The following is a 24,030-nucleotide window of genomic DNA, read 5'->3' on the forward strand; positions in this document are numbered from 1 at the left end:
CTTGCCCCTGGTTGAATCTGTTAAATGGACTCCTCATGTTCAAGCGTCGTTATGTAACATTGCTTCCCCTTTTTGTGTTGCTTGCCGCCTGTAGCAGCAAGCCAAAACCTACTGAGACTGAAACGACCACCGGAACGCCGTCCGGCGGCTTCCTGCTTGAGCCGCAGCACAATGTGATGCAGATGGGCGGTGACTTCGCTAACAATCCGAATGCGCAGCAGTTCATCGACAAAATGGTGAACAAACACGGCTTCAATCGTCAGCAGTTGCAGGAAATCCTCTCCCAGGCGAAACGTCTGGATTCGGTACTGCGGCTGATGGATAACCAGGCACCAACCACATCGGTGAAGCCGCCATCTGGCCCGAACGGCGCATGGCTGCGTTATCGCAAAAAATTTATTACTCCGGATAACGTGCAGAACGGCGTGGTTTTCTGGAACCAGTATGAAGATGCGCTGAATCGCGCGTGGCAGGTGTATGGCGTACCGCCGGAAATTATCGTCGGGATTATCGGCGTTGAAACCCGCTGGGGACGCGTGATGGGTAAAACTCGCATCCTCGATGCGTTGGCGACGCTGTCATTTAACTACCCGCGCCGCGCGGAGTATTTCTCAGGTGAACTGGAAACCTTCCTGCTAATGGCGCGCGATGAGCAGGACGATCCGCTCAATCTGAAAGGTTCCTTTGCCGGTGCAATGGGCTACGGTCAGTTTATGCCATCGTCTTACAAACAATACGCCGTGGATTTCAGCGGCGACGGGCATATCAACCTGTGGGACCCGGTTGATGCCATTGGCAGCGTGGCGAACTATTTCAAAGCGCATGGCTGGGTGAAAGGCGATCAGGTCGCTGTAATGGCAAATGGTCAGGCTCCGGGGTTGCCAAATGGCTTCAAAACCAAGTACAGCATTTCACAACTTGCAGCGGCAGGGCTGACGCCACAGCAGCCACTGGGCAATCATCAGCAGGCCAGTTTGCTGCGTCTGGATGTTGGAACAGGTTATCAGTACTGGTACGGTCTGCCGAACTTCTACACCATTACCCGTTATAACCACAGCACCCATTACGCAATGGCGGTCTGGCAGTTAGGACAAGCCGTGGCGCTGGCGCGCGTGCAGTAACTATTTGCAAGAGGGGGGTTAAACCTCCCTCTGCTATCTTACTGTTTATTCGAAAGAGATTGCTGACGTAATTGTTTGATTTTCTTAGACAGCGACACTGTATATCCCAGGCAGACAACGCCTAACGCAGCCTGACCAAAATCGAAAGGTTCAAGATAGCCGGAAGATAAAATCTTACATACCACTGCAACCAGGGCGCTGACGCCGCCAATGGTGACCCACATACGCATTTGCGTGGTCTGTTTGAGTACGTTTTGTGGGGTGTTATCCGTTTTCTTTGTTGCCATTACTTTTCTCTCCCTGTGAATACATATCAATGCGAACGCGGCATGGTAGCCTTTTTTCTTTACTGGTTGGTCGTAACAGTCTTATTTCGGAATGCGACTCGTAAAATGAATCGCTCGTCCCCATCTTTTACGGGAAAGTGCTATCTTGTCCGGCATAAATATCTGACTGACAGAGGTTGTGATGACTGACAGTGAACTGATGCAATTAAGCGGACAGGTAGGGCAGGCGCTGAAAGCCCGTGGTGCAATCGTAACAACCGCTGAGTCTTGTACCGGTGGCTGGGTAGCGAAAGTTATTACTGATATTGCTGGCAGTTCCGCCTGGTTTGAACGCGGATTTGTCACCTACAGTAACGAGGCCAAATCGCAGATGATCGGCGTGCGAGATGAGACGCTGGTGCAGCATGGCGCGGTGAGTGAACCCGTCGTGGTGGAAATGGCGATTGGCGCCCTGAAAGCGGCTCGTGCCGATTATGCCGTTTCTATCAGCGGTATCGCCGGGCCGGATGGCGGCAGCGAAGAGAAGCCAGTTGGCACTGTCTGGTTTGCTTTTGCTTCAGCCAGCGGCGAAGGTATTACCCGCCGGGAATGCTTCAGCGGTGACCGTGATGCGGTGCGTCGGAAGGCGACGGCTTATGCATTGCAGACGTTGTGGCAACAATTTCTACAAAACACTTGATACTGTATGAGCATACAGTATAATTGCTTCAACAGAATATATTGACTATCCGGTAATACCCGGCATGACAGGAGTAAAAATGGCTATCGACGAAAACAAACAGAAAGCGTTGGCGGCAGCACTGGGCCAGATTGAGAAACAATTTGGTAAAGGCTCCATCATGCGCCTGGGTGAAGACCGTTCTATGGATGTGGAAACCATCTCTACCGGTTCGCTTTCACTGGATATCGCGCTCGGGGCAGGCGGTCTGCCGATGGGGCGTATTGTCGAAATCTACGGACCGGAATCTTCCGGTAAAACGACACTGACGCTGCAGGTTATTGCCGCTGCGCAGCGCGAAGGTAAAACTTGTGCGTTTATCGATGCTGAACACGCGCTGGACCCGGTCTACGCACGTAAACTGGGTGTCGATATCGATAACCTGTTGTGCTCTCAGCCGGACACCGGCGAGCAGGCACTGGAAATCTGTGACGCCCTGGCGCGTTCTGGCGCCGTAGACGTTATCGTCGTTGACTCCGTTGCGGCACTGACGCCGAAAGCGGAAATCGAAGGCGAAATCGGCGACTCTCATATGGGCCTTGCGGCACGTATGATGAGCCAGGCGATGCGTAAGCTGGCGGGTAACCTGAAACAGTCCAACACGCTGCTGATCTTCATCAACCAGATCCGTATGAAAATTGGTGTGATGTTCGGTAACCCGGAAACCACAACCGGTGGTAACGCGCTGAAATTCTACGCCTCTGTTCGTCTTGATATCCGTCGTATCGGCGCGGTGAAAGAGGGCGAAAACGTGGTGGGTAGCGAAACCCGCGTGAAAGTGGTGAAGAACAAAATCGCTGCGCCATTTAAACAGGCTGAATTCCAGATCCTCTACGGCGAAGGTATTAACTTCTACGGCGAGCTGGTTGATCTGGGCGTGAAAGAGAAGCTGATCGAGAAAGCGGGTGCATGGTACAGCTACAAAGGCGAGAAAATCGGCCAGGGTAAAGCGAATGCAACTGCATGGCTGAAAGACAACCCGGAAACCGCGAAAGAGATCGAGAAGAAAGTGCGTGAGCTGCTGCTGAGCAACCCGAACTCAACGCCGGATTTCTCTGTTGATGACAGCGAAGGCGTAGCAGAAACTAACGAAGATTTTTAATCGTTAGTTATTGATGATAATAGATAATGTGTGCACGGACGGTCCCCTCGCCCCTTTGGGGAGAGGGTTAGGGTGAGGGGAACAGGCCAGCACTGGCGTGAAAAATTACTCTCACCTCGATCCTCTGAGTAGCAGGGCCTGCGGGGAAATCCTGCCACTCATTGACTATTAAACCTGTTTGTCAGCAAAAGGGTCGCATTTGCGACCCTTTTGCTTTTTAAGTTTTAAGGATATGCCATGACAGAATCAACATCCCGTCGTCCGGCATATGCTCGCCTGTTGGATCGTGCGGTACGCATTCTGGCGGTACGCGATCACAGCGAGCAAGAATTGCGACGTAAACTCGCAGCACCGATTATGGGCAAAAATGGCCCGGAAGAGATTGATGCCACGGCAGAGGATTATGAACGTGTTATTGCCTGGTGCCATGAACATGGCTATCTCGATGACAGCCGATTTGTTGCGCGCTTTATCGCCAGCCGTAGCCGTAAAGGTTATGGACCAGCGCGTATTCGTCAGGAACTGAACCAGAAAGGTATCTCCCGAGAGGCCACAGAAAAAGCGATGCGTGAATGTGACATCGACTGGTGCGAACTGGCGCGCGATCAGGCTACGCGAAAATATGGCGAACCACTGCCAACAGTCTTTTCAGAAAAAGTTAAGATCCAGCGTTTTCTGCTCTATCGTGGCTATCTGATGGAAGATATCCAGGAGATTTGGCGAAATTTTGCCGACTGAACGCATACGGTATTTTACTTCCCAGTCAAGAAAACTTATCTTATTCCCACTTTTCAGTTACCAGCCCAGCAGTTATTAACTTGCTGCTGCTGGTGGCGATATTTCGTTAGCTTGATTTCAGGATAATTATGAGCAAGAGCACCGCTGAGATCCGTCAGGCGTTTCTCGACTTTTTCCATAGTAAGGGACATCAGGTAGTTGCCAGCAGCTCCCTGGTTCCCCATAACGACCCAACTTTGTTGTTTACCAACGCCGGGATGAACCAGTTCAAGGATGTGTTCCTTGGGCTCGACAAGCGTAATTATTCCCGCGCTACCACCTCCCAACGCTGCGTGCGTGCGGGGGGTAAACACAACGACCTGGAAAACGTCGGTTACACCGCGCGTCACCATACCTTCTTCGAGATGCTGGGCAACTTCAGCTTCGGCGACTATTTCAAACACGATGCCATTCAGTTTGCATGGGAATTACTGACCAGCGAAAAATGGTTTGCTCTGCCGAAAGAGCGTCTGTGGGTTACCGTCTATGAAAGCGACGACGAAGCCTACGAAATCTGGGAAAAAGAAGTTGGTATCCCGCGTGAACGTATTATTCGCATCGGTGATAACAAAGGTGCGCCATACGCGTCTGACAACTTTTGGCAGATGGGTGACACCGGCCCGTGCGGCCCGTGCACAGAAATTTTCTACGATCACGGTGATCACATTTGGGGTGGCCCTCCGGGAAGTCCGGAAGAAGACGGCGACCGGTACATTGAGATCTGGAACATCGTCTTCATGCAGTTCAACCGTCAGGCTGATGGCACGATGGAACCGCTGCCGAAGCCGTCTGTAGATACCGGTATGGGTCTGGAGCGTATTGCTGCGGTACTGCAACACGTTAACTCTAACTATGACATCGACCTGTTCCGCACGCTGATCCAGGCGGTAGCAAAAGTCACTGGCGCGACCGATCTAAGCAATAAATCGCTGCGCGTAATCGCTGACCACATTCGTTCTTGTGCGTTCCTGATAGCGGATGGCGTAATGCCGTCCAACGAAAACCGTGGTTATGTACTGCGTCGTATCATTCGTCGCGCGGTGCGTCACGGCAATATGCTGGGCGCGAAAGAAACCTTCTTCTACAAGCTGGTGGGGCCACTGATCGAGGTCATGGGCTCTGCGGGTGAAGACCTGAAACGCCAACAGGCTCAGGTTGAGCAGGTGCTGAAAACTGAAGAAGAGCAGTTTGCGCGTACTCTGGAGCGCGGTCTGGCGCTGCTGGATGAAGAGCTGGCGAAACTTTCTGGCGATACGCTGGATGGCGAAACCGCTTTCCGTTTGTACGACACTTACGGCTTCCCGGTTGACCTGACGGCTGACGTTTGTCGTGAGCGCAACATCAAAGTTGACGAAGCTGGCTTTGAAGCAGCAATGGAAGAGCAGCGTCGTCGTGCGCGCGAAGCCAGCGGCTTTGGTGCTGATTACAACGCAATGATCCGTGTTGACAGTGCATCTGAATTTAAAGGCTATGACCATCTGGAACTGAACGGCAAAGTGACCGCGCTGTTTGTTGATGGTAAAGCGGTTGATGCCATCAATGCAGGCCAGGAAGCGGTAGTCGTGCTGGATCAAACGCCATTCTATGCAGAATCTGGCGGTCAGGTTGGCGATAAAGGCGAACTGAAAGGCGCAAACTTCTCCTTTGCGGTAGAAGATACGCAGAAATACGGCCAGGCGATTGGCCACATCGGTAAACTTGCTGCGGGTTCTCTGAAAGTGGGCGACGCGGTGCAGGCCGATGTTGATGAAGCGCGCCGTGCTCGTATTCGTCTGAATCACTCCGCAACGCACTTGATGCATGCTGCGCTGCGCCAGATTCTGGGTACTCATGTATCGCAGAAAGGTTCTCTGGTTAACGACAAAGTGCTGCGTTTCGACTTCTCACATAATGAAGCGATGAAACCAGAGGAAATTCGTGCCGTTGAGGATCTGGTTAACGCACAAATTCGTCGTAACTTGCCGATCGAAACCAACATCATGGATCTCGAGGCTGCGAAAGCGAAAGGCGCGATGGCGCTATTTGGCGAGAAGTATGATGAACGTGTACGTGTACTGAGCATGGGCGATTTCTCCACAGAGCTGTGTGGCGGTACTCACGCCAGCCGCACCGGTGATATCGGTCTGTTCCGTATTATCTCTGAATCGGGTACTGCTGCGGGCGTTCGTCGTATCGAAGCTGTAACCGGAGAAGGTGCTATTGCCACCGTTCATGCAGACAGCGATCGCTTAAGCGAAGTTGCGCATCTGCTGAAAGGCGATAGCAATAATCTGGCTGATAAAGTTCGTTCAGTACTGGAACGTACGCGTCAGTTGGAAAAAGAGCTACAACAGCTTAAAGAACAGGCTGCCGCGCAGGAGAGTGCAAATCTTTCCAGTAAGGCAATTGATGTTAATGGTGTTAAGCTGTTGGTTAGCGAGCTTAACGGTGTTGAGCCGAAGATGTTGCGTACCATGGTTGACGATTTAAAAAATCAGCTGGGGTCGACAATTATCGTGCTGGCAACGATAGCCGAAGGTAAGGTTTCTCTGATTGCAGGCGTATCTAAGGACGTCACAGATCGTGTGAAAGCAGGGGAACTGATTGGTATGGTCGCTCAGCAGGTGGGCGGCAAGGGTGGTGGACGTCCTGACATGGCGCAAGCCGGTGGTACGGATGCTGCGGCCTTACCTGCAGCGTTAGCCAGTGTGAAAGGCTGGGTCAGCGCGAAATTGCAATAATATTAGCGTCAGGCAATGCCGTGGACTTGCTCCACGGCATTCGCATCAACGCTATCGACAACGATAAAGTCAGGTTGAAGTTGTGTATATCGGCTAAACTTAGGTTTAACAGAATGTAATGCCATGACTGCTTACATGTAATGTGTTTGTCATTGCTTACTTTTTGGCGTTATATGATGGATAATGCCGGGATACAGAGAGACCCGACTCTTTTAATCTTTCAAGGAGCAAAGAATGCTGATTCTGACTCGTCGAGTTGGTGAGACCCTCATGATTGGGGATGAGGTCACCGTGACAGTTTTAGGGGTAAAGGGCAACCAGGTACGTATTGGCGTAAATGCCCCGAAGGAAGTTTCTGTTCACCGTGAAGAGATCTACCAGCGTATCCAGGCTGAAAAATCCCAGCAGTCCAGTTACTAATCTTTCCGCGTCTCATCTTTAACGGTGAGACGCACCCTCAAAATCTCTCCTTCACTTCATTTTCTTTTCGCGTTACTCCCGTTCATTCAACGTTAACATCCATTTTTCTGCATCACGCCTGCCTGTCATAGGCCATTTTTTCTGTTGATAAAACACTCTTTTTGACGTTTTTACAGTCTAATTGAGCGTGAAGTGTGCAAACGATAAAAGTGTGGGAAAAATTGTTTGACTTATAAGTCTCAGAAAGTAATATGTGCGCCACGCAGCGACGATGAGCGATAAACAAGTTCTTCGAAGCACTCGTAAGAGGCGTGTGGTGAGGTGGCCGAGAGGCTGAAGGCGCTCCCCTGCTAAGGGAGTATGCGGTCAAAAGCTGCATCCGGGGTTCGAATCCCCGCCTCACCGCCATTTGCATCCGTAGCTCAGCTGGATAGAGTACTCGGCTACGAACCGAGCGGTCGGAGGTTCGAATCCTCCCGGATGCACCATCTCTTACTTGATATGGCTTTAGTAGCGATATCAAAAAATCTGCAGTAAAGTAAGTTTCCCGATGCATCCGTAGCTCAGCTGGATAGAGTACTCGGCTACGAACCGAGCGGTCGGAGGTTCGAATCCTCCCGGATGCACCATCTCTTACTTGATATAGCTTTCGTAGCGATATCAATATCAGCAGTAAAATAAATTTCCCGATGCATCCGTAGCTCAGCTGGATAGAGTACTCGGCTACGAACCGAGCGGTCGGAGGTTCGAATCCTCCCGGATGCACCATTTCTTATTTGATATGGCTTTAGCAGCGGTATCAATATCAGCAGTAAAATAAATTTTCCCGATGCATCCGTAGCTCAGCTGGATAGAGTACTCGGCTACGAACCGAGCGGTCGGAGGTTCGAATCCTCCCGGATGCACCATATTCTCCGTAACCTTCAGCAATGAAGGTATCGAAGAGATAGCGGTATTAACCGCAGGCAGCAGGGAGGATAACGTTGCGCCAGCAACGGCCCGAAGGGCGAACGTCAGTGAGTCATCCTCCCGGATGCACCATCTTCTCCAAAAATTTCCTCCAAAAACATCTCATTTCTAAATAACTATTTTATCCATATCCTGAATAATCTTCCCCTTCGCATCGGCGACAAAATCAAGCAATTACGCTAAAGTAGCGTCATATTTTTCGACTTGCGAGAAGACAATGTACGAGCGTTATGCAGGTTTAATTTTTGATATGGATGGCACAATCCTGGATACAGAACCCACGCACCGTAAAGCGTGGCGTGAAGTATTAGGACGCTACGGTCTTCAGTACGATGTACAGGCCATGATTGCGCTTAATGGCTCGCCCACCTGGCGTATAGCCCAGGCGATCATTGAGCTGAATCAGGCCGATCTCGATCCCCATGCATTAGCCCGCGAGAAAACCGATGCCGTAAGAAGCATGTTGCTCGATAGCGTCGAACCGCTTCCCCTTGTTGAAGTGGTGAAAAGCTGGCACGGTCGTCGCCCAATGGCTGTCGGTACGGGGAGTGAAAGCGCCATCGCTGAGGCGCTGCTAACGCACCTCGGATTACGTCGTTATTTCGATGTAGTCATTGCTGCCGATCACGTCAAACACCATAAACCTGCACCAGACACGTTTTTGCTGTGTGCGCAGCGTATGGGCGTGCAACCAACGCATTGCGTTGTCTTTGAAGATGCCGATTTTGGTATACAGGCCGCTCGCGCCGCAGGGATGGACGCCGTGGATGTTCGCTTGCTGTGAGTGAGTCGCTGTCGCTCTTCTCGTTGTTTGCCAGTAGTTTTCTCAGCGCTACACTATTACCCGGCAATTCGGAAGTTATGCTGGTCGCAATGTTACTTTCTGGGGTGAGTCATCCCTGGGTTTTAGTATTAACAGCAACAATGGGTAATAGCCTTGGAGGGTTAACTAACGTTATCCTTGGGCGTTTCTTTCCATCGCGCAAAACATCGCGCTGGCAAGAAAAAGCCATTGGCTGGCTGAAACGCTATGGCGCAGTCACACTCTTATTAAGCTGGATGCCAGTGATTGGCGACTTACTGTGTCTGTTAGCGGGATGGATGCGCATCTCGTGGGGACCAGTAATCTTTTTTTTGTGCCTTGGTAAAGCGTTGCGCTATGTTGCGGTTGCAGCAGCCACCGTTCAGGGCATGATGTGGTGGCACTAATTGTAGGCCTGCACACATGGCCACCATTACAGTTATGCTAATTAAAACGATTTTGACAGGCGGGAGGTCAATTTGATCCCGGACGTATCACAGGCGCTGGCCTGGCTGGAAAAACATCCTCAGGCATTAAAGGGGATACAGCGTGGTCTTGAGCGCGAAACTTTGCGTGTTAACCCAGATGGCACTCTGGCAACAACCGGTCATCCTGAAGCATTAGGTTCCGCACTGACGCATAAATGGATCACCACCGATTTTGCCGAAGCGTTGCTGGAGTTCATTACGCCGGTCGATGGCGATATTGAGCATATGTTGACCTTTATGCGCGATTTGCATCGCTATACCGCGCGTAATATTGGCGATGAGCGGATGTGGCCGTTAAGTATGCCATGTTACATCGCGGAAGGTCAGGATATCGAACTGGCGCAGTATGGAACGTCCAATACAGGGCGCTTTAAAACGCTGTACCGTGAAGGGCTGAAAAATCGCTATGGCGCGCTGATGCAAACCATCTCCGGCGTACACTACAACTTCTCGTTACCAATGGCATTCTGGCAGGCGCAGTGTGGTGATATCTCGGGCGCTGACGCCAAAGAGAAAATCTCTGCGGGCTACTTCCGCGCTATTCGTAACTACTATCGCTTCGGTTGGGTGATCCCGTACCTGTTTGGTGCTTCTCCGGCAATTTGTTCTTCTTTCCTGCAAGGTAAACCGACGTCGCTGCCGTTTGAGAAAACCGAATGCGGCATGTATTACCTGCCGTATGCGACATCGCTACGCTTGAGCGATCTGGGCTATACCAATAAATCGCAAAGTAATCTTGGTATTACTTTTAATGATCTCTACGAGTATGTAGCGGGTCTGAAGCGGGCAATTAAAACGCCGTCGGAAGAGTACGCGAAGATTGGTCTTGAGAAAGACGGCAAGCGGCTGCAAATCAACAGCAACGTGCTGCAGATTGAAAACGAGCTGTATGCGCCGATTCGTCCGAAACGCGTTACTCGCAGCGGCGAGTCGCCTTCTGATGCGCTGTTACGCGGCGGCATTGAATATATCGAAGTGCGTTCGCTGGATATCAACCCATTCTCGCCGATTGGTGTTGATGAACAGCAGGTGCGTTTCCTCGACCTGTTTATGGTCTGGTGTGCGCTGGCTGATGCGCCGGAAATGAGCAGTAGTGAACTTGCCTGTACACGCGTCAACTGGAACCGGGTGATCCTCGAAGGACGTAAGCCGGGGCTGACGCTGGGAATTGGCTGTGAAACTGCGCAATTCCCGTTGCCGCAGGTGGGCAAAGATCTGTTCCGCGATCTGAAGCGCGTCGCGCAAACGCTGGACAGCATTAACGGCGGCGAAGCGTATCAGAAAGTGTGTGATGAACTGGTGGCCTGCTTTGATAATCCCGATCTGACTTTCTCCGCCCGTATCTTACGGTCTATGATTGATACTGGCATTGGCGGAACTGGCAAAGCGTTCGGTGAGGCTTATCGCAATTTGTTACGTGAAGAGCCGCTGGAAATTCTGCGTGAAGACGATTTTATTGCCGAGCGCGAAGCGTCTAAACGCCGTCAGCAGGAAATGGAAGCCGCAGATACCGAGTCGTTCAAGGTGTGGCTGGAAAAACACAGCTGACAGAAAAGAAAAAGGCCACTCGTGAGTGGCCAAAATTTCATCTCTGAATTCAGGGATGATGATAACAAATGCGCGTCTTTCATATACTCAGACTCGCCTGGGAACAAAGAGTTCAGAATATTTTAAAAAAAATTACCGGAGGTGGCTAAATGCCGTTGTTAGATAGCTTCACAGTCGATCATACCCGGATGGAAGCGCCTGCAGTTCGGGTGGCGAAAACAATGAACACCCCGCATGGCGATGCAATCACCGTGTTCGATCTGCGTTTCTGCGTGCCGAACAAAGAAGTAATGCCGGAAAAAGGTATCCATACCCTGGAGCATCTGTTTGCTGGTTTTATGCGCAACCATCTTAACGGCAACGGCGTTGAGATTATTGATATCTCACCAATGGGTTGCCGCACCGGTTTCTATATGAGTCTGATTGGTACGCCAGATGAGCAACGTGTTGCTGATGCCTGGAAGTCGGCAATGGAAGATGTGCTGAAAGTGAAGGATCAAAATCAGATCCCGGAACTGAATGTCTACCAGTGCGGTACTTTCCAGATGCACTCGTTGCAGGAAGCTCAAGATATTGCACGTAAAATTCTGGAACGCGATGTGCGTATCAACAGCAACGAGGAGCTGGCGCTGCCGAAAGAGAAGTTGCAGGAACTGCACATCTAGTCCGTTTAAGCAGAAGAAGCCGGGCGGTGATATCACTGTCCGGCTTGCCTGATGTGCTACGCTTATCAGGTTGATGCGGGGAGTGCGCCACCCGTACGTGACGGGCGGCAAAGTGGCATTAAAAGAGATATTTCATGCCCAGCATTCCCTGGGTATCGCTGTAACCATTGTCCCCCAACTGCTGGGCGACGTTGCCCCACAGTTGCAGACGCGGATTAAGCTGACCTTCCACCCCAACTTTTAACTCGCCGATGTTACGCGTGCCGATGATTTCATCGCTGATGCCATCCATCTTCACGCTGTAATTGCGGGAGTTATAAATCCAGTTGGTTTCCACGAAAGGCTGGAAGGAACGCGCTTTATGATCATCAATAGCATTATGACCTTGCAGGTACGCTTTCACCCCCAGACGCGTTTGCAGGTTACCTTCGGTGCTGTCCTCAACCAGAGTGCCATTGTCTTCAGTATGATTGTCTGCTTTCACATCCATCCACGTCAGTTGCATTTTGGGCTGCAACCAGTAGCTGGTGCGGGTATCTGCGCTTTCACCAAGACGGAAGGTATAACCCGCTTCAATAGCGGCGGTGATACCGTCAGAGTGATATTTTTCACTGGGCAGATACTCGCCGGAGACGGTGTTATCAAACCAGTTATAGAGCAACCAGCTATCAACATAAGTCCCTGTTTTATCTGCTTCGTTAGCGTACCAGGTGCCATACACGCCAACACTGTAGCCGTCGATTTGCCCGCGTGAGTTGTACCCGGTCAGGTTGGAATGTGTGTGACTCTTACTGTTGGCATAGCCAGCCATCAGGCCGAGATGCCAGCGATCGAGAGCATTACTGCTCCATTGCGCAATATCGCCGCCAAGTTGCAGAACATAACGGTTGCTCTGGGTGTTCAGTTCATCCGAGCGATCTTTAAAGCGGTTATGTCCGCCAATGTTACGTAACCACAGACTGGTCACTTTCTGCTCGCCGGTCAGCAGGTCGGTGTATTGTGTTTCTCCCAGACGGTCATGCAGTCGGGTATTAAACAGGGTATTTGCCGCCTGAATATTGGCCACATAGCTGCCAATCTCCGGGCGATACTGATGCTTTCTTTCCGGCTGCGGTTCAGGTGAAGCGGGTGTGTAAGGCGAAGGCGTGTAAGGTGAAGGTGTATCGGGAATTACAGGGTCAACAGGTGGTATAAGTGGGGTTTCACTGGTTAAGTACCAGTTCTGATCGTCACTTTTCGTCACGTTATAATCATAGGCTCCGGCAACAATACGGCCTTCTTTACTAAACGTACCCTCTGATGCCCCCGTTATTTCAACAATGCGGATACCTTCAAGCGTATCGGCGCCCTGACCACCGGCATTGTGAACACTCACACGGGTATGACCAGACGTGTTGCCTTTTACAATTAATTTATCGGTCGCGGAATTATCATCGCCGAGTTCGGTACGCATAACTAATAAACCGTTATTAGCGGTGTAATTGCCATTGATGGTGAGTGTGGCAGGCGTCAAATTGTTGCCATTTTTTGAGGACGATAGCGTTGCCGTACCTGCCAAATCCAGCGCATTTAAGGTTTGTGAAAAACCGTCTAAATCGATATTTCCTCCACTGGAGACGGCATAACTGGAGTTCGGGCTAAAGGTATCGTTGATACCGGCGCGCAGGGTGCCTTTACTAATATTTGTTTGACCAGAATAAGTATTTGCGCCAGTTAAAGTAGTGACTCCGGAACCCGCCTGGTTAACCTCGCCTTTGCCAACGATATCTGCCGCCAGGATAAAATCTTCGCTGGAATGGTTGAAATTAATCTGGGCGGTACTATCCCCGACATCGCTTCCCATATGGATAATCGGTGTCTTGATTGTTCCCGCTTTCTGTTCGGCTTCTCCCTGCGCTCCACCAATGTTTAGAATACCGGTGCTGGTTTCGTCCATTCCAAGCCAGATAAATTGATTCGCGCTGACCGTGGCATTATTACTAACGGTAAGAATACCTTTTGCATCGTTCAGCAATGAGCCCAATCCCCCAAGGGAGATAAACTCATTCACGGCTAATGAAGAATTGTCACCATCAACCAGGGTTTCGCCGTATCCCGTTCCCTGAAAATTCTCCATATTTCCATTAAAGCCAATGATCATATCAACCGATGAGGTAAGATGACCGCCATGAGTGATTTCGAGTTTACCCGTCCCCTGATCGCCTACCATCACATACCGTGCGGCAACGGATGAACCCTCACCGTCAATAACGACCTGTCCCTGCGCCTGGTAATTAAATTCACCAATTCTGAATTCATTTAAATCAGTGATAGTACTGCCGCTAAGGACCATTAAGGTTCCTGAGCCGCCATTGGTTCCTAAATAAATATCACGTTGGTTAGGCGACGCATGGCTAAGTGTCAGATGAGAGTTATTTTCTAATTTTATTGTCCCTGACGTCGCATTACCTATGACGATTTTAGAAGTAGTCAGATCCCGCCCATCTATATTCAACGTTCCTTCACTTGTTGTTCCAACATTAAGATAACGAAATTGATCCCATACTGGTGAGTTATTTTCTGATGAAGATAAGGTTACGACATCATTATTATTGATTGTCACATCGCTGTTGATAGTGGTTGGTGGTGTCCATGCCTGAGAAATTGGTATTGATAGCACAGTTGAAATAGCTATTGCCAGCGTGGACAAGGGATGCTGTCTGATATTCATAAAGTTAATTTTCATCCTTATGATTTATTTTAAGATAAATAGCGAATCCACAGTAACTACGTAAAAAATTAGATTTTAAGGCCGCTGAATCAGGTTGCTGTTCTGTAAATGAAGGGTAGTGTGTGAGGCCAATAATTATAAATCAGTTTAATTTGTGATTAATTTGATATTAATTTGTTTTGATGGTTTAGGCATTAGGGTGAAAATAAGGTGCATAATTTTACTTAGCGGAAATTTTTAAATGTCTTAAGGCATAAAAAATGAGCAAAGAAAAAGCAAAGGAAATCAATAAGATGTTTTTTCGGAATTTTGCGGGGTTAGTAACAGTAACTGATTAATTGCATGTTTATTGTTTGCACATCTTTTTAGATATAAAAAACACCAGGATTATTATCAAAAAATAATGTAAGTCTGGTTTCCAAGCATAGGTTATATGCACGTAAATAATAAGATTAAACATTTCCTCATTAAGAAAAGTGCAAAAGTATTCTCTTCTCAGGCAATGTAAATCTGCCCGATACGATAAACGTATCGGGCAGGTGTTTAATTCTCCGGCTTTCTACCTGTCAGTCACCCGATATTCCACGCTATGCGCTTCATCAGGTTGTGGAACTTCCAGCCTTGAGGCCATCCGCATCACCACCGCTTCAGGAACGGCATACTCGCGTCTGGCATTTTGCTGCTTCCATTGCGACCACGGCACTTCCAGATAGACAATCCTGACTCTCGCATCGTAATCCGTAAACAGACTGATAAGCTGGCTACGCAGCTGGCGGGTAATGTTCGTCGCATTCCAGATGAACGGCTTTTTCTGGCGTAAAAAAACGCGCGCCTCTTCTTTTGCCTGTTGCACAATACGCCCGGTGGCGGTTTTGTCGTCCGGGCTGGCATTGATTCGCCGCCGCATGTCATCAAGGCTGATAACATCCATTCCCTGGCACTGTTCACTGATATAGCGATCTTTGCCCATTCCCGGTAAGCCACACAGCAAAGTAACTTCAAAATGTTCAGCCTCCCAGGGAACAAAATCGGGAGAACTTTGTTCATGGGTCAGGTAATGCCAGCGTGCGGAATCAGAAACGAATGGGCGCGCTTTTCCCCAGCATTGTTGCTCATGGCAAAACAGCTCGAACAGATCGATGCGTTCCAGCATTGACTGCTTATCAGGGCAATGACGACCAAGCAGATCGGCACGGGCAAGCAGGGCGAGCAGACGCGTGTCGACGCGCATCGCAGCAGTGAGCAGTAAACGCTCCGGTTCCGGACGTTCCAGTAACCATAGCGGTAACCCATGCAGACGCACCAGTGCAACGATTTGCTCGCGCAGCACAAATGGCGTGGGGATATCGCGCCATAAAATTTGTCGGGCCGTCAGTTCGCCCCGACGAGCATGACCAGGCGACTGAATACGTCCGTTTTCCTGAACGGTAGTGCTGCGCTTTTCAACATCATGCAATAACGCCGCCGCCCATAAAACTTCCTGCTGTTGAGCGGGGAGTTGCTGGAATTCTGGCAGAGCAACGAGCGCGTTAAGCACCATTTCGGTATGCACGCCAACGTCACCTTCGCCATGATGCTCCGGGTCTTGCGGCGTGTGATGCATCTCCTCAACCCAGCTAAAACGCTGGCGAAGTGTCGACCAGCGTTTATCGTCGGTAAGTCGCCAAATCATGACTGTTCTCCATAAGCGAACTCATGGGCCATCCGCGCCCGACGCCAGTGGCGCTTCCAGTGTTCGCTGGTTTTGACATGATTTTTGCGCACGTACTTGAATACATTATGGGGAAAATCGGCAACGGAAAATGCGTCGCGATTTCGGCTGACAATGCCTTCCAGCGTACAGGGTTGCCCGGTTTGCGTATCCCAGGGATCGAACGCGCCGCGCTCACAGGTCAGCGCCAGAAAATCATGTTGCCAGCTTTTTTCATCTTTTCCCGGCTGCGGGCCGGAAATTTCCGGGACGCAGGGAAAATCAAACAAGGCGGCGTAAAACTGAACTTCTTCCCAGCTTAACCACATGTCCTGACAGCGAACGGCAAACAGATAAAAATCCTGCTCCAGTGCCCGGTATTCAATGGAGTGAACGGCATAAAGATTTTCGCCAAACAACTCCAGATCGCCGAGATCGTTTTTCAGTAGTTGCCAGCGTTGGCGAATCTTATAGCTCCATGCCGATTCCGTAGGGGCTGCATGGGAACGGGCAAACACGCCGAAGCGATTAAGACAGTTATTTTCGCCGTCGAGTTTTTCAGTATGTACCAGTTGCGAAATTGCCTGCATATCTTGCCAGTAACTGGCGTTAATGCGGTCATCGCTGGTGGTGCCAGGGGAGAAAGGGTAGTGCCAGGTTCTCCCGTATTTACGTTGGGTATTCATAATAATCCATTATTTGGTGTGTAATAAATGTACGCCCGCGAGGGTGCGAGTTTTGGGGTTAAAAGAAAAATGTAAGTATCACCCGCGAAAGCGAGGGCGAAGGGAAAAGAGAATTAACAACCTGAACGAATGTTCAGAACCGGTTAATGGTGAATGGAAGAGTGTGAGGCGGCGAGAAGATACACCGATTGAGTGGATAAAACAACCGTTTGCAGAATGAGCAAATAAAAAGGGAGCCGCAGCTCCCTTTGACAACATCAGTGCGCACCGCCTCCGCCACCACCTGCACCAAATGGCGGCCTGGCAAACCACACCAGCCCCAGCAGGACGAGGAATATTCCGGCTGACATCCAGAAGATCTCATTGGCGGAAATAATCAGCCCCTGATTAGTGATCTGCTGGGCAATCCAGCCGGAAGCCTGCTGTTGCGTCATTCCCAGTCCTTCCAGTTGATGGTACATCGCCTGGGCGTTCGGATTATATGGGTTCACTGATTCGGTCAACTGCGCATGGTGCAGCGACTCGCGGTTAGTCCACATAGTCGTCGTAATGGACGTGCCGATAGAACCCGCCAGCGTTCGCGTAAAGTTGGAGAGACTCGACGCCGCTGCCAGTCGTTCCGGTGGCAAACCAGAGAGCGTAATGGTGGTCAGCGGCATAAAGAAGCAGGCCACCGCGAAGCCCTGGATAAACTGCGGCCAGGCCGACGCACCAAAATCCATACCCGGTTCAAAAGTATAAGCACGCCAGTAAAAGCAAACGGCATACATAATAAAGCTGAAGGTTACCAGCCGACGCATATCCAGTTTATGCGCAAAACGACCAATAATCGGCGACAGGATCACCGGAATAATCCCTACCGGCGCAGACGCCAGCCCTGCCCAGGTTGCCGTGTAGCCGTATACCTCCTGCAACAACTGCGGCAACAGAACAATAGCGCCGAAGTAGAGCATATACGCGAGGCTGATACACAAGCAGCCGATGGTGAAGTTGCGCGACTTAAACAGCGAGAGATCGACTATCGGGTTATCGTCGGTCAGCTCCCAGACAATGAGGAAGCTGATAGCCACCACTGCCACCACGGTGAGGACGATAATTTCCTGTGATGAGAACCAGTCCAGCTCTTTACCCCGGTCGAGCATAATCTGCAGACTGCCGATACCAATCACCAGCAGTGCCAGCCCCACAGCATCAATTCGCCGCCTTTCTGTGCGGGTTTCGCGTCCGCGCAGGGTTTGCAGTGTCATCAACACCACCGCCACGCCAATTGGCACGTTGATGAAGAATATCCAGCCCCAGTGGTAATTGTCACTGATATAACCGCCGAGGATTGGGCCGCAAATTGGCGCGACAATTACCGTCATCGACCACAACGCCAGCGCGATCGAGCGTTTGGCAGGCGGGTAGTTATTCAGTAATAGACTTTGCGAAAGCGGGATTAACGGCCCGGCGACAATCCCCTGAATCACGCGGAAGAAGATCAGCATATTCAGGCTGCTGGAGACACCACACGCCCACGAAGCAATAGCAAAGGCGATGGTTGACCAGAGGAACAGCTTCACTTCCCCGACGCGCTTTGCCAGCCAGCCGGTAAGGGGGATCGAGATGGCGTTTGCCACCCCGAAGGAGGTGATCACCCACGTTCCCTGGCTGAGCGATGAGCCCAGGTTTCCGGCGATAGTAGGGATCGCCACGTTAGCAATGGTGGAGTCCAGCACCTGCATGAATGTCGCCAGTGACAGCGCAATGGTCATAATGACCAGTTGCGCGCCTTCCAGCGGTTTTTGCTGTTGCATCACACGCACCTCTGGATTAGCCAGCGTTAGCTTTTACGATGTCGTCGATCAGTTTATTGACAGGTGCCAGGCTGATTTCACGCGCAGTGCTTACCGCTACCGGCGTAGAACGTACTTTGTTTGCCAGTACCTGACCGTCACGGTTAGTGGTATTGACGCTCACCAGCGTGGACAAACCGATACGCAGCGGGTATTGCTCCAGCTGTTTCTGATCCAGTTCAATACGAACAGGCAGACGCTGAACGACTTTGATCCAGTTACCGGTGGCGTTTTGCGCCGGAAGCAGCGAGAACGCGCTACCCGTACCCATATCCAGACCGACCACTTTACCGGTGTATTTCACATCATCGCCGTAAATATCAGTGGTAATAGTGACCGGCTGACCGATGCGCATATTGGCAATCTGCGTCTCTTTAAAGTTGGCATCCACCCACATATTGGTCGCCGGAACGACCGCCATCAGCGGCGTTGTTGGGCTAATTTGCGCACCAGGCTGTACGGCTCGGCGGGAGACATAACCGGTCATCGGACTGACAATACGGGTACGTTCCAGCGCCAGCCAAGCATTACGTACTTCAGTTGCGGCCTGTTGCACGGCAGGCTGATCTTCCAGTTTAGTTCCCAGAATCATCGCCTGATTGGCATTGTATTGTTGAATGGCGACATCCAGTTGCGCCTGGGCGCTGGTGACGGCGTCGCGGGCGTGTTGCAGTTCTTCGCGACCAATCAGGTTGGCATTGCCCAGCGGCACACGGCGGTTGTAGTCGCTCTGTGCTTTAGCGAGGGCGATTTTCTGCACCTCAATATTTGCCTGCAACTGCTTGCTGTTAATCATCAGCTGGTGGGTTTGACGAACGCTGGAAGCCAGTGCAGTTTTGGCTTTTTCAAACGCCTGGCGAGCATCAGTCGGGTCGAGAGTGACCAGCACATCGCCTTCTTTTACAAAATCGGTGTTATCGGCCCAGACTTTCGTCACGCTGCCTGACACCTGAGACATAATTTGAATCTGATTCCCTGCCACGTATGCGTCATCGGTCTCTTCAAAATGACGCAGTACCAAAAACCAATAAATTCCTATCGCTACGGCAATAATGATAAAGAGCAAGGTGAGAAGGAGGAGCAGACGCTTACGTTTGCCGCTCTTCTTTACCGGTTGCTGCGGGTTTTGAGTCTCCGCATTTGCGCTCATATTGTTCTCCACGATCTTCTTAACTCATCGGCTGAGCCGACCTGCTTGCCAAAAAGGCCAGCACGTTGCGATGCTGGCCGGTCAGTTTTTCTTTTATAAATCTGGATTTTTGAGCGAGATGACGCGTTAGCTCGTCGCTTCGAGGACCATGCCGTCTTGTTCCATCTGGTCGAGACGGGAGAGCAACTTGCGGGTGATTTGCTCAAGCTGATCTTTTTCGCTAGTGCTGAGCGCGGACCAGAGTTGATGCAGGCAGTTATGCTGCGGCGGTAAAACCTCGCGCAAAAACTCGTGACCTTTTTCCGTTAATTGCAGATGCAGACAGCGGCGATCGTTATCGCTTTCACGACGCTCGATCCAACCGCGTTTTTCCAGTTCATCGGCAATACGCGTCGCATTGGTACGGGATGATCCAAGAGCACAACTTAATTCAGAAGGCTGAATACTGTGGTTTTCCTGAGACTCCAGCGTAATCAACGCCATAAACAACGTCTCGTTAATCCCCTGAGCCTTCAGCATTTTATTGCGGTTCTCCAGCAGCTTGCTCTGCATATGCATACAAAGACGGGTCAGAAGGATTTCCTGGTAAGGAAAATCTTCGTGGCGGCTGGCGCGAAATTTTAGCATTTGTTCAATGGGCGTAAACGAACTATCCATTTGGGTATGACCTCATTAATTTCAGCCGATATAGTAACGACAGTGACAAATAAAGTAAATGTATTGTTTTAGAAAAATGATTCTTGTGGGTTATATAATCGCCATCACTTTCCAGGCGAGCCCGTAGGCCAGCGCACTTAGCAGTGTCGGGACGATAATGCTGCGTGTTTTATAGAAACTGGCACCCAGTACCGCAAAGCCGACCAGCGTGGGCACGAAACGGCGTGTATCGTGCATCACTTCTGGTGCGGTAGAGACAACCAGCAGAGCACAAATCGAGGCTATGCCAATGGTGTCGAGCAAAATACCCACCGCACCACGTTTGGTTGGGCGGGCATTACCCACACGCAGGCGGAGCGGCAAATAGCGAAAGCAGTAATTAACCGCGCCAACCAGTAACCCAAGCAGCAGAACCTCATAGCTCATCGGGCGCTCCTTGCCAGAATGCCTGAATTAGCGCAGTGAGGCAGCCACAGACAATGCCTGCCAGAATGGCGACGGGGATAGAAAATAGCGTTACGCCCGCAAGGGCGCCGATTAACGCTGCGGTAACGCAAAGGGATTGTTTGCGCTGGAAAGAGGCGAGCAGAAAACTCATAAAGAGCGCCGGTAGCATAAAGCCTAATGCTGCTTCAACGGCTGGATAACCTTGCAGCAAACCGCTGCCGGAGAATGCCCCTATAACCGTACCAAATACCCACGATGACCATGAACTGAAGGCAATGCCAATCATCCAGTTCTCGCTCCAGCGGCGATTATTGCGTACCAGCTTTGCCGTTGCTGCGGCAAAAACTTCATCCGTCAGGCCAAACGCCCACAATGCAGTTTTCGATTTTTGCAGACGCTGAACAATGCGGCTACGCAACAATGGACCATACAGGATATGGCGAACATCCATTGCCATGACGGTCAGCGCCGCGACCCACAAACTACTCCCGGCTGCCAGCATCGTGGTAATGACGAACTGACTCGCGCCTGCATAAATGATGCAGGAGAAAAAAACGCTTTCGAGAGGAGAAAATCCCAGACGGGTCGCATTCAGACCGAAAGCAAAGGCCACCGGAATATAACTAATAACAATCGGTAAACTGTCTTTGCATCCTTCCATGAAGGTCGCCGAACCAGAAGCAGGCAGAGGAGTAGGGCTTACCATAGAGTGTACGCTTAACGACTGTTAAAATTATAAATAGACTGAATGAATATCTTAACCTTATCAGACTGATGGGCTTCTTAACACCCTTATAAGTGTAAAGCCACGAAAACGGTTGCTGATTGTCTAAATAGCGGCTTCCTGACGATGAAAACCTCGCCACCAGACTAACAGATTAACCAGGGCAATCGTCGCACCAGCCAGGCAAACGCCAGCCCAACCGGCATGTTGCCAGGCAGAGGCCGAAATCAGTGAACCGGCGGCACCGCCAATAAAGTAACTGGTCATATAGCCTGCGGTCAGACGATTACGTGCATCAGGATAAATACGATAAATCACGGTTTGATTGGTGATATGCACGCCCTGTACGGTGAGATCCAGCACCAGGATGCCGATAATCAGCGCCAGCACGGAAGTGTGACCAAACCAGATCGCCAGCCATGAGAGCAACAGCAGCAGTAGGCCGAAAGTTGTTGTCAGGTGCGATTGACCCTTATCGGCAAAACCACCTGCCGGACGTGCGCCCAGCGCCCCAGCGGCTCCTGCAAGGCCAAACAGACCAATCGTTCCATCGCTGTAGTTAAAAGGCGGTGCGGCAAGCAAAAAGGCCATTGATGTCCACAGAATGCTGAAGTTAGCAAAGGTCAGGCAGCCCAGCACCGCGCGGGTGCGCAGGATCTTATCGCTGATAAACATGCTGAAAACGGAACCAAGCAACTGTGGGTAGTTGAGGTGCGTCTCAGATTTCATCTGCGGCAGGCCGCGCCACAACGCCAGCGCCATTAGCGCCATTAATACTGCTGCGACCCAGAAAACGGTGCGCCAGCCGCCGAGATTTGCCAGCAACCCGGCAACGGTACGCGCCAGCAAAATGCCCAGTAGCAGGCCGCTCATAATAGTGCCAACCACCTTGCCGCGTTTTTCCGGTGAGGCCAGTGTTGCCGCCAGCGGAACCAGAATTTGTGCCACGACCGAGAATAAACCGGTTAATGCCGTACCGAGGATCATCATCGCCAGTGACTGACTGCTGGCAGTGATTAACATGCCACCGGCTGCCAGTAAGGTCATTGAGACGATCAGCCTGCGGCGTTCAAACATATCACCCAGTGGAACTAGAAATAGCAGACCGGCGGCATAACCTAGCTGCGCGGCGGTGACAATAAAGCCCGCCAAACTGGCAGAAAGGGAAAAGTTACGCGCGATGGTGTCGAGCAATGGCTGGGCGTAATAGTTGCTGGCGACCGCCAGACCGGTGGCGATCGACATCAGCACGATCAGCGCCGGGCTAAGCTCGTGATTGGGTTTAGTCATTATTGTTGTTTATCAGGTGATGATTAGTCTGAAAAGCAATAATAGCGGATGTTTATGGATGTGGGGTGAAAGATTGATTGTTGAAATGTGCGGTGTGATTTGTAGGCATGATAAGACGACGCCAGCGTCGCATCAGGCATTGTGCACAGAAGGCGGATGCGGCGAAAACGCCTTATCCGCCCGAATAAAAATTACTTCTGCGCTGCCAGCGCCTCATTTACCCAGCCATCGAACTGCTGCTGGTGGGCTTTGATCCAGCCATCAACGTGACCCTGAATATCGCCTTCTGAGGCCTTGCCGTCATGCATAATGGCGTTCTGGGCGTTAATGTCCGCAACCGGTAACTGCATAATGGCAAACAGTTTCGCTGCCGCCGGGTTTTTCTCAGCCCAGGCTTTGTTGGCAACGATATGCATGGTGCTGACCGGGAAGCCGTAATTCGCGCCATTCGGCAGTTTGGTATCGGCGTTTTTATCGCCCGGCAGTGCGGAGAACGGCACCTGCAACCAGACGACATCTTTGCCCGGCTTCAGTTCGTTACTCACCCAGTACGGCGTCCAGGTGTAGTAAAACACCGGCTTGCCCTCTTTGTAACGACTGATGGTGTCGGCCATCATCGCCGCATAGTTACCCTGATTATGCGTTACGGTGTTGGTCAGTTCATACGCAGCAAGCTGGTGATTAATGGCACCTTCGCAGCCCCAGCCGGGGTTACAACCGGTTAAATCCGCTTTGCCATCGCCGTTGGTATCAAACAGTTTGGCGATCTTCGGATCTTTCAATTGTGCGATGTTGGTGATTTTGTACTGGTCGGCGGTTTTCTTATCGATCAGGTAACCCTGCGCCGCGCCGTTAACAAATACCCCTTCACGATAAAATTTCTTATCGCCACCGGCAGCTTCGTACATGTTGTCATGCAGCGGCGTCCAGTTCACTGCGGTAAAGGTCGCATCGCCGGAAGCAAGCGAGGTGTAGCCAACGTTGTAATCCACTTCGCTGGGTTTATTGACGGTATAACCTAATTTCTCCAGTGCACGGCTGACCAATAACGTCTGGAAAGTTTCTTCTGTGATGGTGCTCTGAACCGGATTAACGGTAATGCCTTTGCCCGGCAGATCGGCAGCAAAAGTTTGTGTAGAGATAAGCGTGGCAAACGCTGTCGCAAAAAGTACGCTATGTCGCATTGTTATTCCTTTTTTTGGCAGGGTGATAATGCCCGGCGTC

The 24,030-nt window shown here is 50.9% G+C and carries 21 protein-coding genes and 5 tRNA genes; 15 read left to right on the forward strand and 11 right to left on the reverse strand.

Going from position 1 to position 24,030, the window contains the following annotated elements; translation table 11 throughout:
* The first annotated feature begins 35 nt into the window (after positions 1–35).
* Positions 36–1,121, forward strand: a complete 1,086-nt coding sequence (mltB, locus tag C3D30_RS04110; protein ID WP_012311623.1) for a lytic murein transglycosylase B — start codon at positions 36–38, stop codon at positions 1,119–1,121.
* A 38-nt stretch (positions 1,122–1,159) separates the two neighbouring features.
* Here the strand turns inward: mltB and C3D30_RS04115 are convergent, their stop codons facing one another.
* A complete protein-coding gene (locus C3D30_RS04115; protein ID WP_000201681.1) occupies positions 1,160–1,408 on the reverse strand; it encodes a hypothetical protein in 249 nt (82 codons plus the stop codon).
* Between the two features lie 181 nt (positions 1,409–1,589).
* Here C3D30_RS04115 and pncC point away from each other — a divergent pair, with 181 nt between their 5' ends.
* The 14 genes from pncC to luxS all read left to right on the forward strand — a co-directional run bounded on the left by pncC (position 1,590) and on the right by luxS (position 11,617).
* Positions 1,590–2,087 carry a nicotinamide-nucleotide amidase gene (gene pncC, locus C3D30_RS04120; protein WP_010352020.1) on the forward strand — a complete coding sequence of 166 codons (498 nt, stop codon included), beginning with the start codon at positions 1,590–1,592 and terminating at the stop codon, positions 2,085–2,087.
* A gap of 79 nt (positions 2,088–2,166) precedes the next feature.
* Positions 2,167–3,228 carry a recombinase RecA gene (recA, locus tag C3D30_RS04125; protein ID WP_000963153.1) on the forward strand — a complete coding sequence of 354 codons (1,062 nt, stop codon included), beginning with the start codon at positions 2,167–2,169 and terminating at the stop codon, positions 3,226–3,228.
* Positions 3,229–3,465: 237 nt separating this feature from the next.
* Positions 3,466–3,966, forward strand: coding sequence for a recombination regulator RecX (gene recX, locus C3D30_RS04130; protein ID WP_000140512.1), 501 nt, complete (start codon positions 3,466–3,468; stop codon positions 3,964–3,966).
* A gap of 128 nt (positions 3,967–4,094) precedes the next feature.
* Positions 4,095–6,725, forward strand: coding sequence for an alanine--tRNA ligase (gene alaS / locus C3D30_RS04135; RefSeq protein ID WP_016159593.1), 2,631 nt, complete (start codon positions 4,095–4,097; stop codon positions 6,723–6,725).
* A 234-nt stretch (positions 6,726–6,959) separates the two neighbouring features.
* Positions 6,960–7,145 carry a carbon storage regulator CsrA gene (csrA, locus tag C3D30_RS04140; protein WP_000906486.1) on the forward strand — a complete coding sequence of 62 codons (186 nt, stop codon included), beginning with the start codon at positions 6,960–6,962 and terminating at the stop codon, positions 7,143–7,145.
* A gap of 315 nt (positions 7,146–7,460) precedes the next feature.
* A tRNA-Ser gene (locus C3D30_RS04145) sits at positions 7,461–7,553 on the forward strand.
* Positions 7,554–7,556: 3 nt separating this feature from the next.
* Positions 7,557–7,633: transfer RNA gene (locus C3D30_RS04150), tRNA-Arg, on the forward strand.
* A 64-nt stretch (positions 7,634–7,697) separates the two neighbouring features.
* Positions 7,698–7,774, forward strand: a tRNA-Arg gene (locus tag C3D30_RS04155).
* A 62-nt stretch (positions 7,775–7,836) separates the two neighbouring features.
* Positions 7,837–7,913, forward strand: a tRNA-Arg gene (locus C3D30_RS04160).
* 63 nt (positions 7,914–7,976) lie between these two features.
* Positions 7,977–8,053 (forward strand) — tRNA-Arg (locus C3D30_RS04165).
* 278 nt (positions 8,054–8,331) lie between these two features.
* Complete coding sequence (gene yqaB / locus C3D30_RS04170) at positions 8,332–8,898, forward strand: fructose-1-phosphate/6-phosphogluconate phosphatase (RefSeq protein WP_000273322.1); 567 nt, start codon at positions 8,332–8,334, stop codon at positions 8,896–8,898.
* Positions 8,895–9,323, forward strand: coding sequence for a YqaA family protein (locus C3D30_RS04175; RefSeq protein WP_105286503.1), 429 nt, complete (start codon positions 8,895–8,897; stop codon positions 9,321–9,323). The genes yqaB and C3D30_RS04175 overlap by 4 nt, the downstream gene beginning before the upstream one ends.
* A gap of 72 nt (positions 9,324–9,395) precedes the next feature.
* Positions 9,396–10,952, forward strand: a complete 1,557-nt coding sequence (gene gshA, locus C3D30_RS04180; protein ID WP_105285682.1) for a glutamate--cysteine ligase — start codon at positions 9,396–9,398, stop codon at positions 10,950–10,952.
* Between the two features lie 149 nt (positions 10,953–11,101).
* A complete protein-coding gene (gene luxS, locus C3D30_RS04185) occupies positions 11,102–11,617 on the forward strand; it encodes an S-ribosylhomocysteine lyase (protein WP_105286504.1) in 516 nt (171 codons plus the stop codon).
* Positions 11,618–11,735: 118 nt separating this feature from the next.
* Here luxS and C3D30_RS04190 read toward each other — a convergent pair whose 3' ends face one another.
* The 10 genes from C3D30_RS04190 to proX form a co-directional block, all read right to left on the reverse strand.
* Positions 11,736–14,327 carry an autotransporter outer membrane beta-barrel domain-containing protein gene (locus C3D30_RS04190; protein ID WP_105286528.1) on the reverse strand — a complete coding sequence of 864 codons (2,592 nt, stop codon included), beginning with the start codon at positions 14,325–14,327 and terminating at the stop codon, positions 11,736–11,738.
* A 559-nt stretch (positions 14,328–14,886) separates the two neighbouring features.
* On the reverse strand, positions 14,887–15,999 hold the full coding sequence (locus C3D30_RS04195; protein ID WP_105286505.1) for an AAA family ATPase: 1,113 nt from the start codon (positions 15,997–15,999) through the stop codon (positions 14,887–14,889).
* Positions 15,996–16,703 carry an RNA ligase family protein gene (locus tag C3D30_RS04200; RefSeq protein WP_105280766.1) on the reverse strand — a complete coding sequence of 236 codons (708 nt, stop codon included), beginning with the start codon at positions 16,701–16,703 and terminating at the stop codon, positions 15,996–15,998. Before C3D30_RS04200 ends, C3D30_RS04195 begins: the two co-directional genes overlap by 4 nt.
* A gap of 257 nt (positions 16,704–16,960) precedes the next feature.
* A complete protein-coding gene (emrB, locus tag C3D30_RS04205) occupies positions 16,961–18,499 on the reverse strand; it encodes a multidrug efflux MFS transporter permease subunit EmrB (RefSeq protein ID WP_010350384.1) in 1,539 nt (512 codons plus the stop codon).
* Between the two features lie 16 nt (positions 18,500–18,515).
* Positions 18,516–19,688: a multidrug efflux MFS transporter periplasmic adaptor subunit EmrA gene (gene emrA / locus C3D30_RS04210; protein ID WP_010356273.1), complete on the reverse strand. Its 1,173-nt coding sequence runs from the start codon at positions 19,686–19,688 to the stop codon at positions 18,516–18,518.
* Positions 19,689–19,814: 126 nt separating this feature from the next.
* On the reverse strand, positions 19,815–20,345 hold the full coding sequence (gene emrR, locus C3D30_RS04215; RefSeq protein ID WP_105286506.1) for a multidrug efflux transporter EmrAB transcriptional repressor EmrR: 531 nt from the start codon (positions 20,343–20,345) through the stop codon (positions 19,815–19,817).
* Between the two features lie 90 nt (positions 20,346–20,435).
* Positions 20,436–20,771 (reverse strand): L-valine transporter subunit YgaH, encoded by a 336-nt coding sequence (gene ygaH, locus C3D30_RS04220; RefSeq protein ID WP_000119757.1) that lies wholly within the window; start codon positions 20,769–20,771, stop codon positions 20,436–20,438.
* Complete coding sequence (ygaZ, locus tag C3D30_RS04225; RefSeq protein WP_105286507.1) at positions 20,761–21,498, reverse strand: L-valine exporter subunit YgaZ; 738 nt, start codon at positions 21,496–21,498, stop codon at positions 20,761–20,763. The genes ygaH and ygaZ overlap by 11 nt, the downstream gene beginning before the upstream one ends.
* Before the next feature lie 123 nt (positions 21,499–21,621).
* A complete protein-coding gene (locus C3D30_RS04230; protein WP_105286508.1) occupies positions 21,622–22,806 on the reverse strand; it encodes an MFS transporter in 1,185 nt (394 codons plus the stop codon).
* Positions 22,807–22,997: 191 nt separating this feature from the next.
* A complete protein-coding gene (proX, locus tag C3D30_RS04235; RefSeq protein ID WP_001216525.1) occupies positions 22,998–23,990 on the reverse strand; it encodes a glycine betaine/L-proline ABC transporter substrate-binding protein ProX in 993 nt (330 codons plus the stop codon).
* Positions 23,991–24,030 lie beyond the last annotated feature (40 nt).

The sequence above is a fragment of the Escherichia sp. MOD1-EC5433 genome (genome assembly GCF_002966005.1).
Lineage (GTDB): Bacteria > Pseudomonadota > Gammaproteobacteria > Enterobacterales > Enterobacteriaceae > Escherichia > Escherichia ruysiae.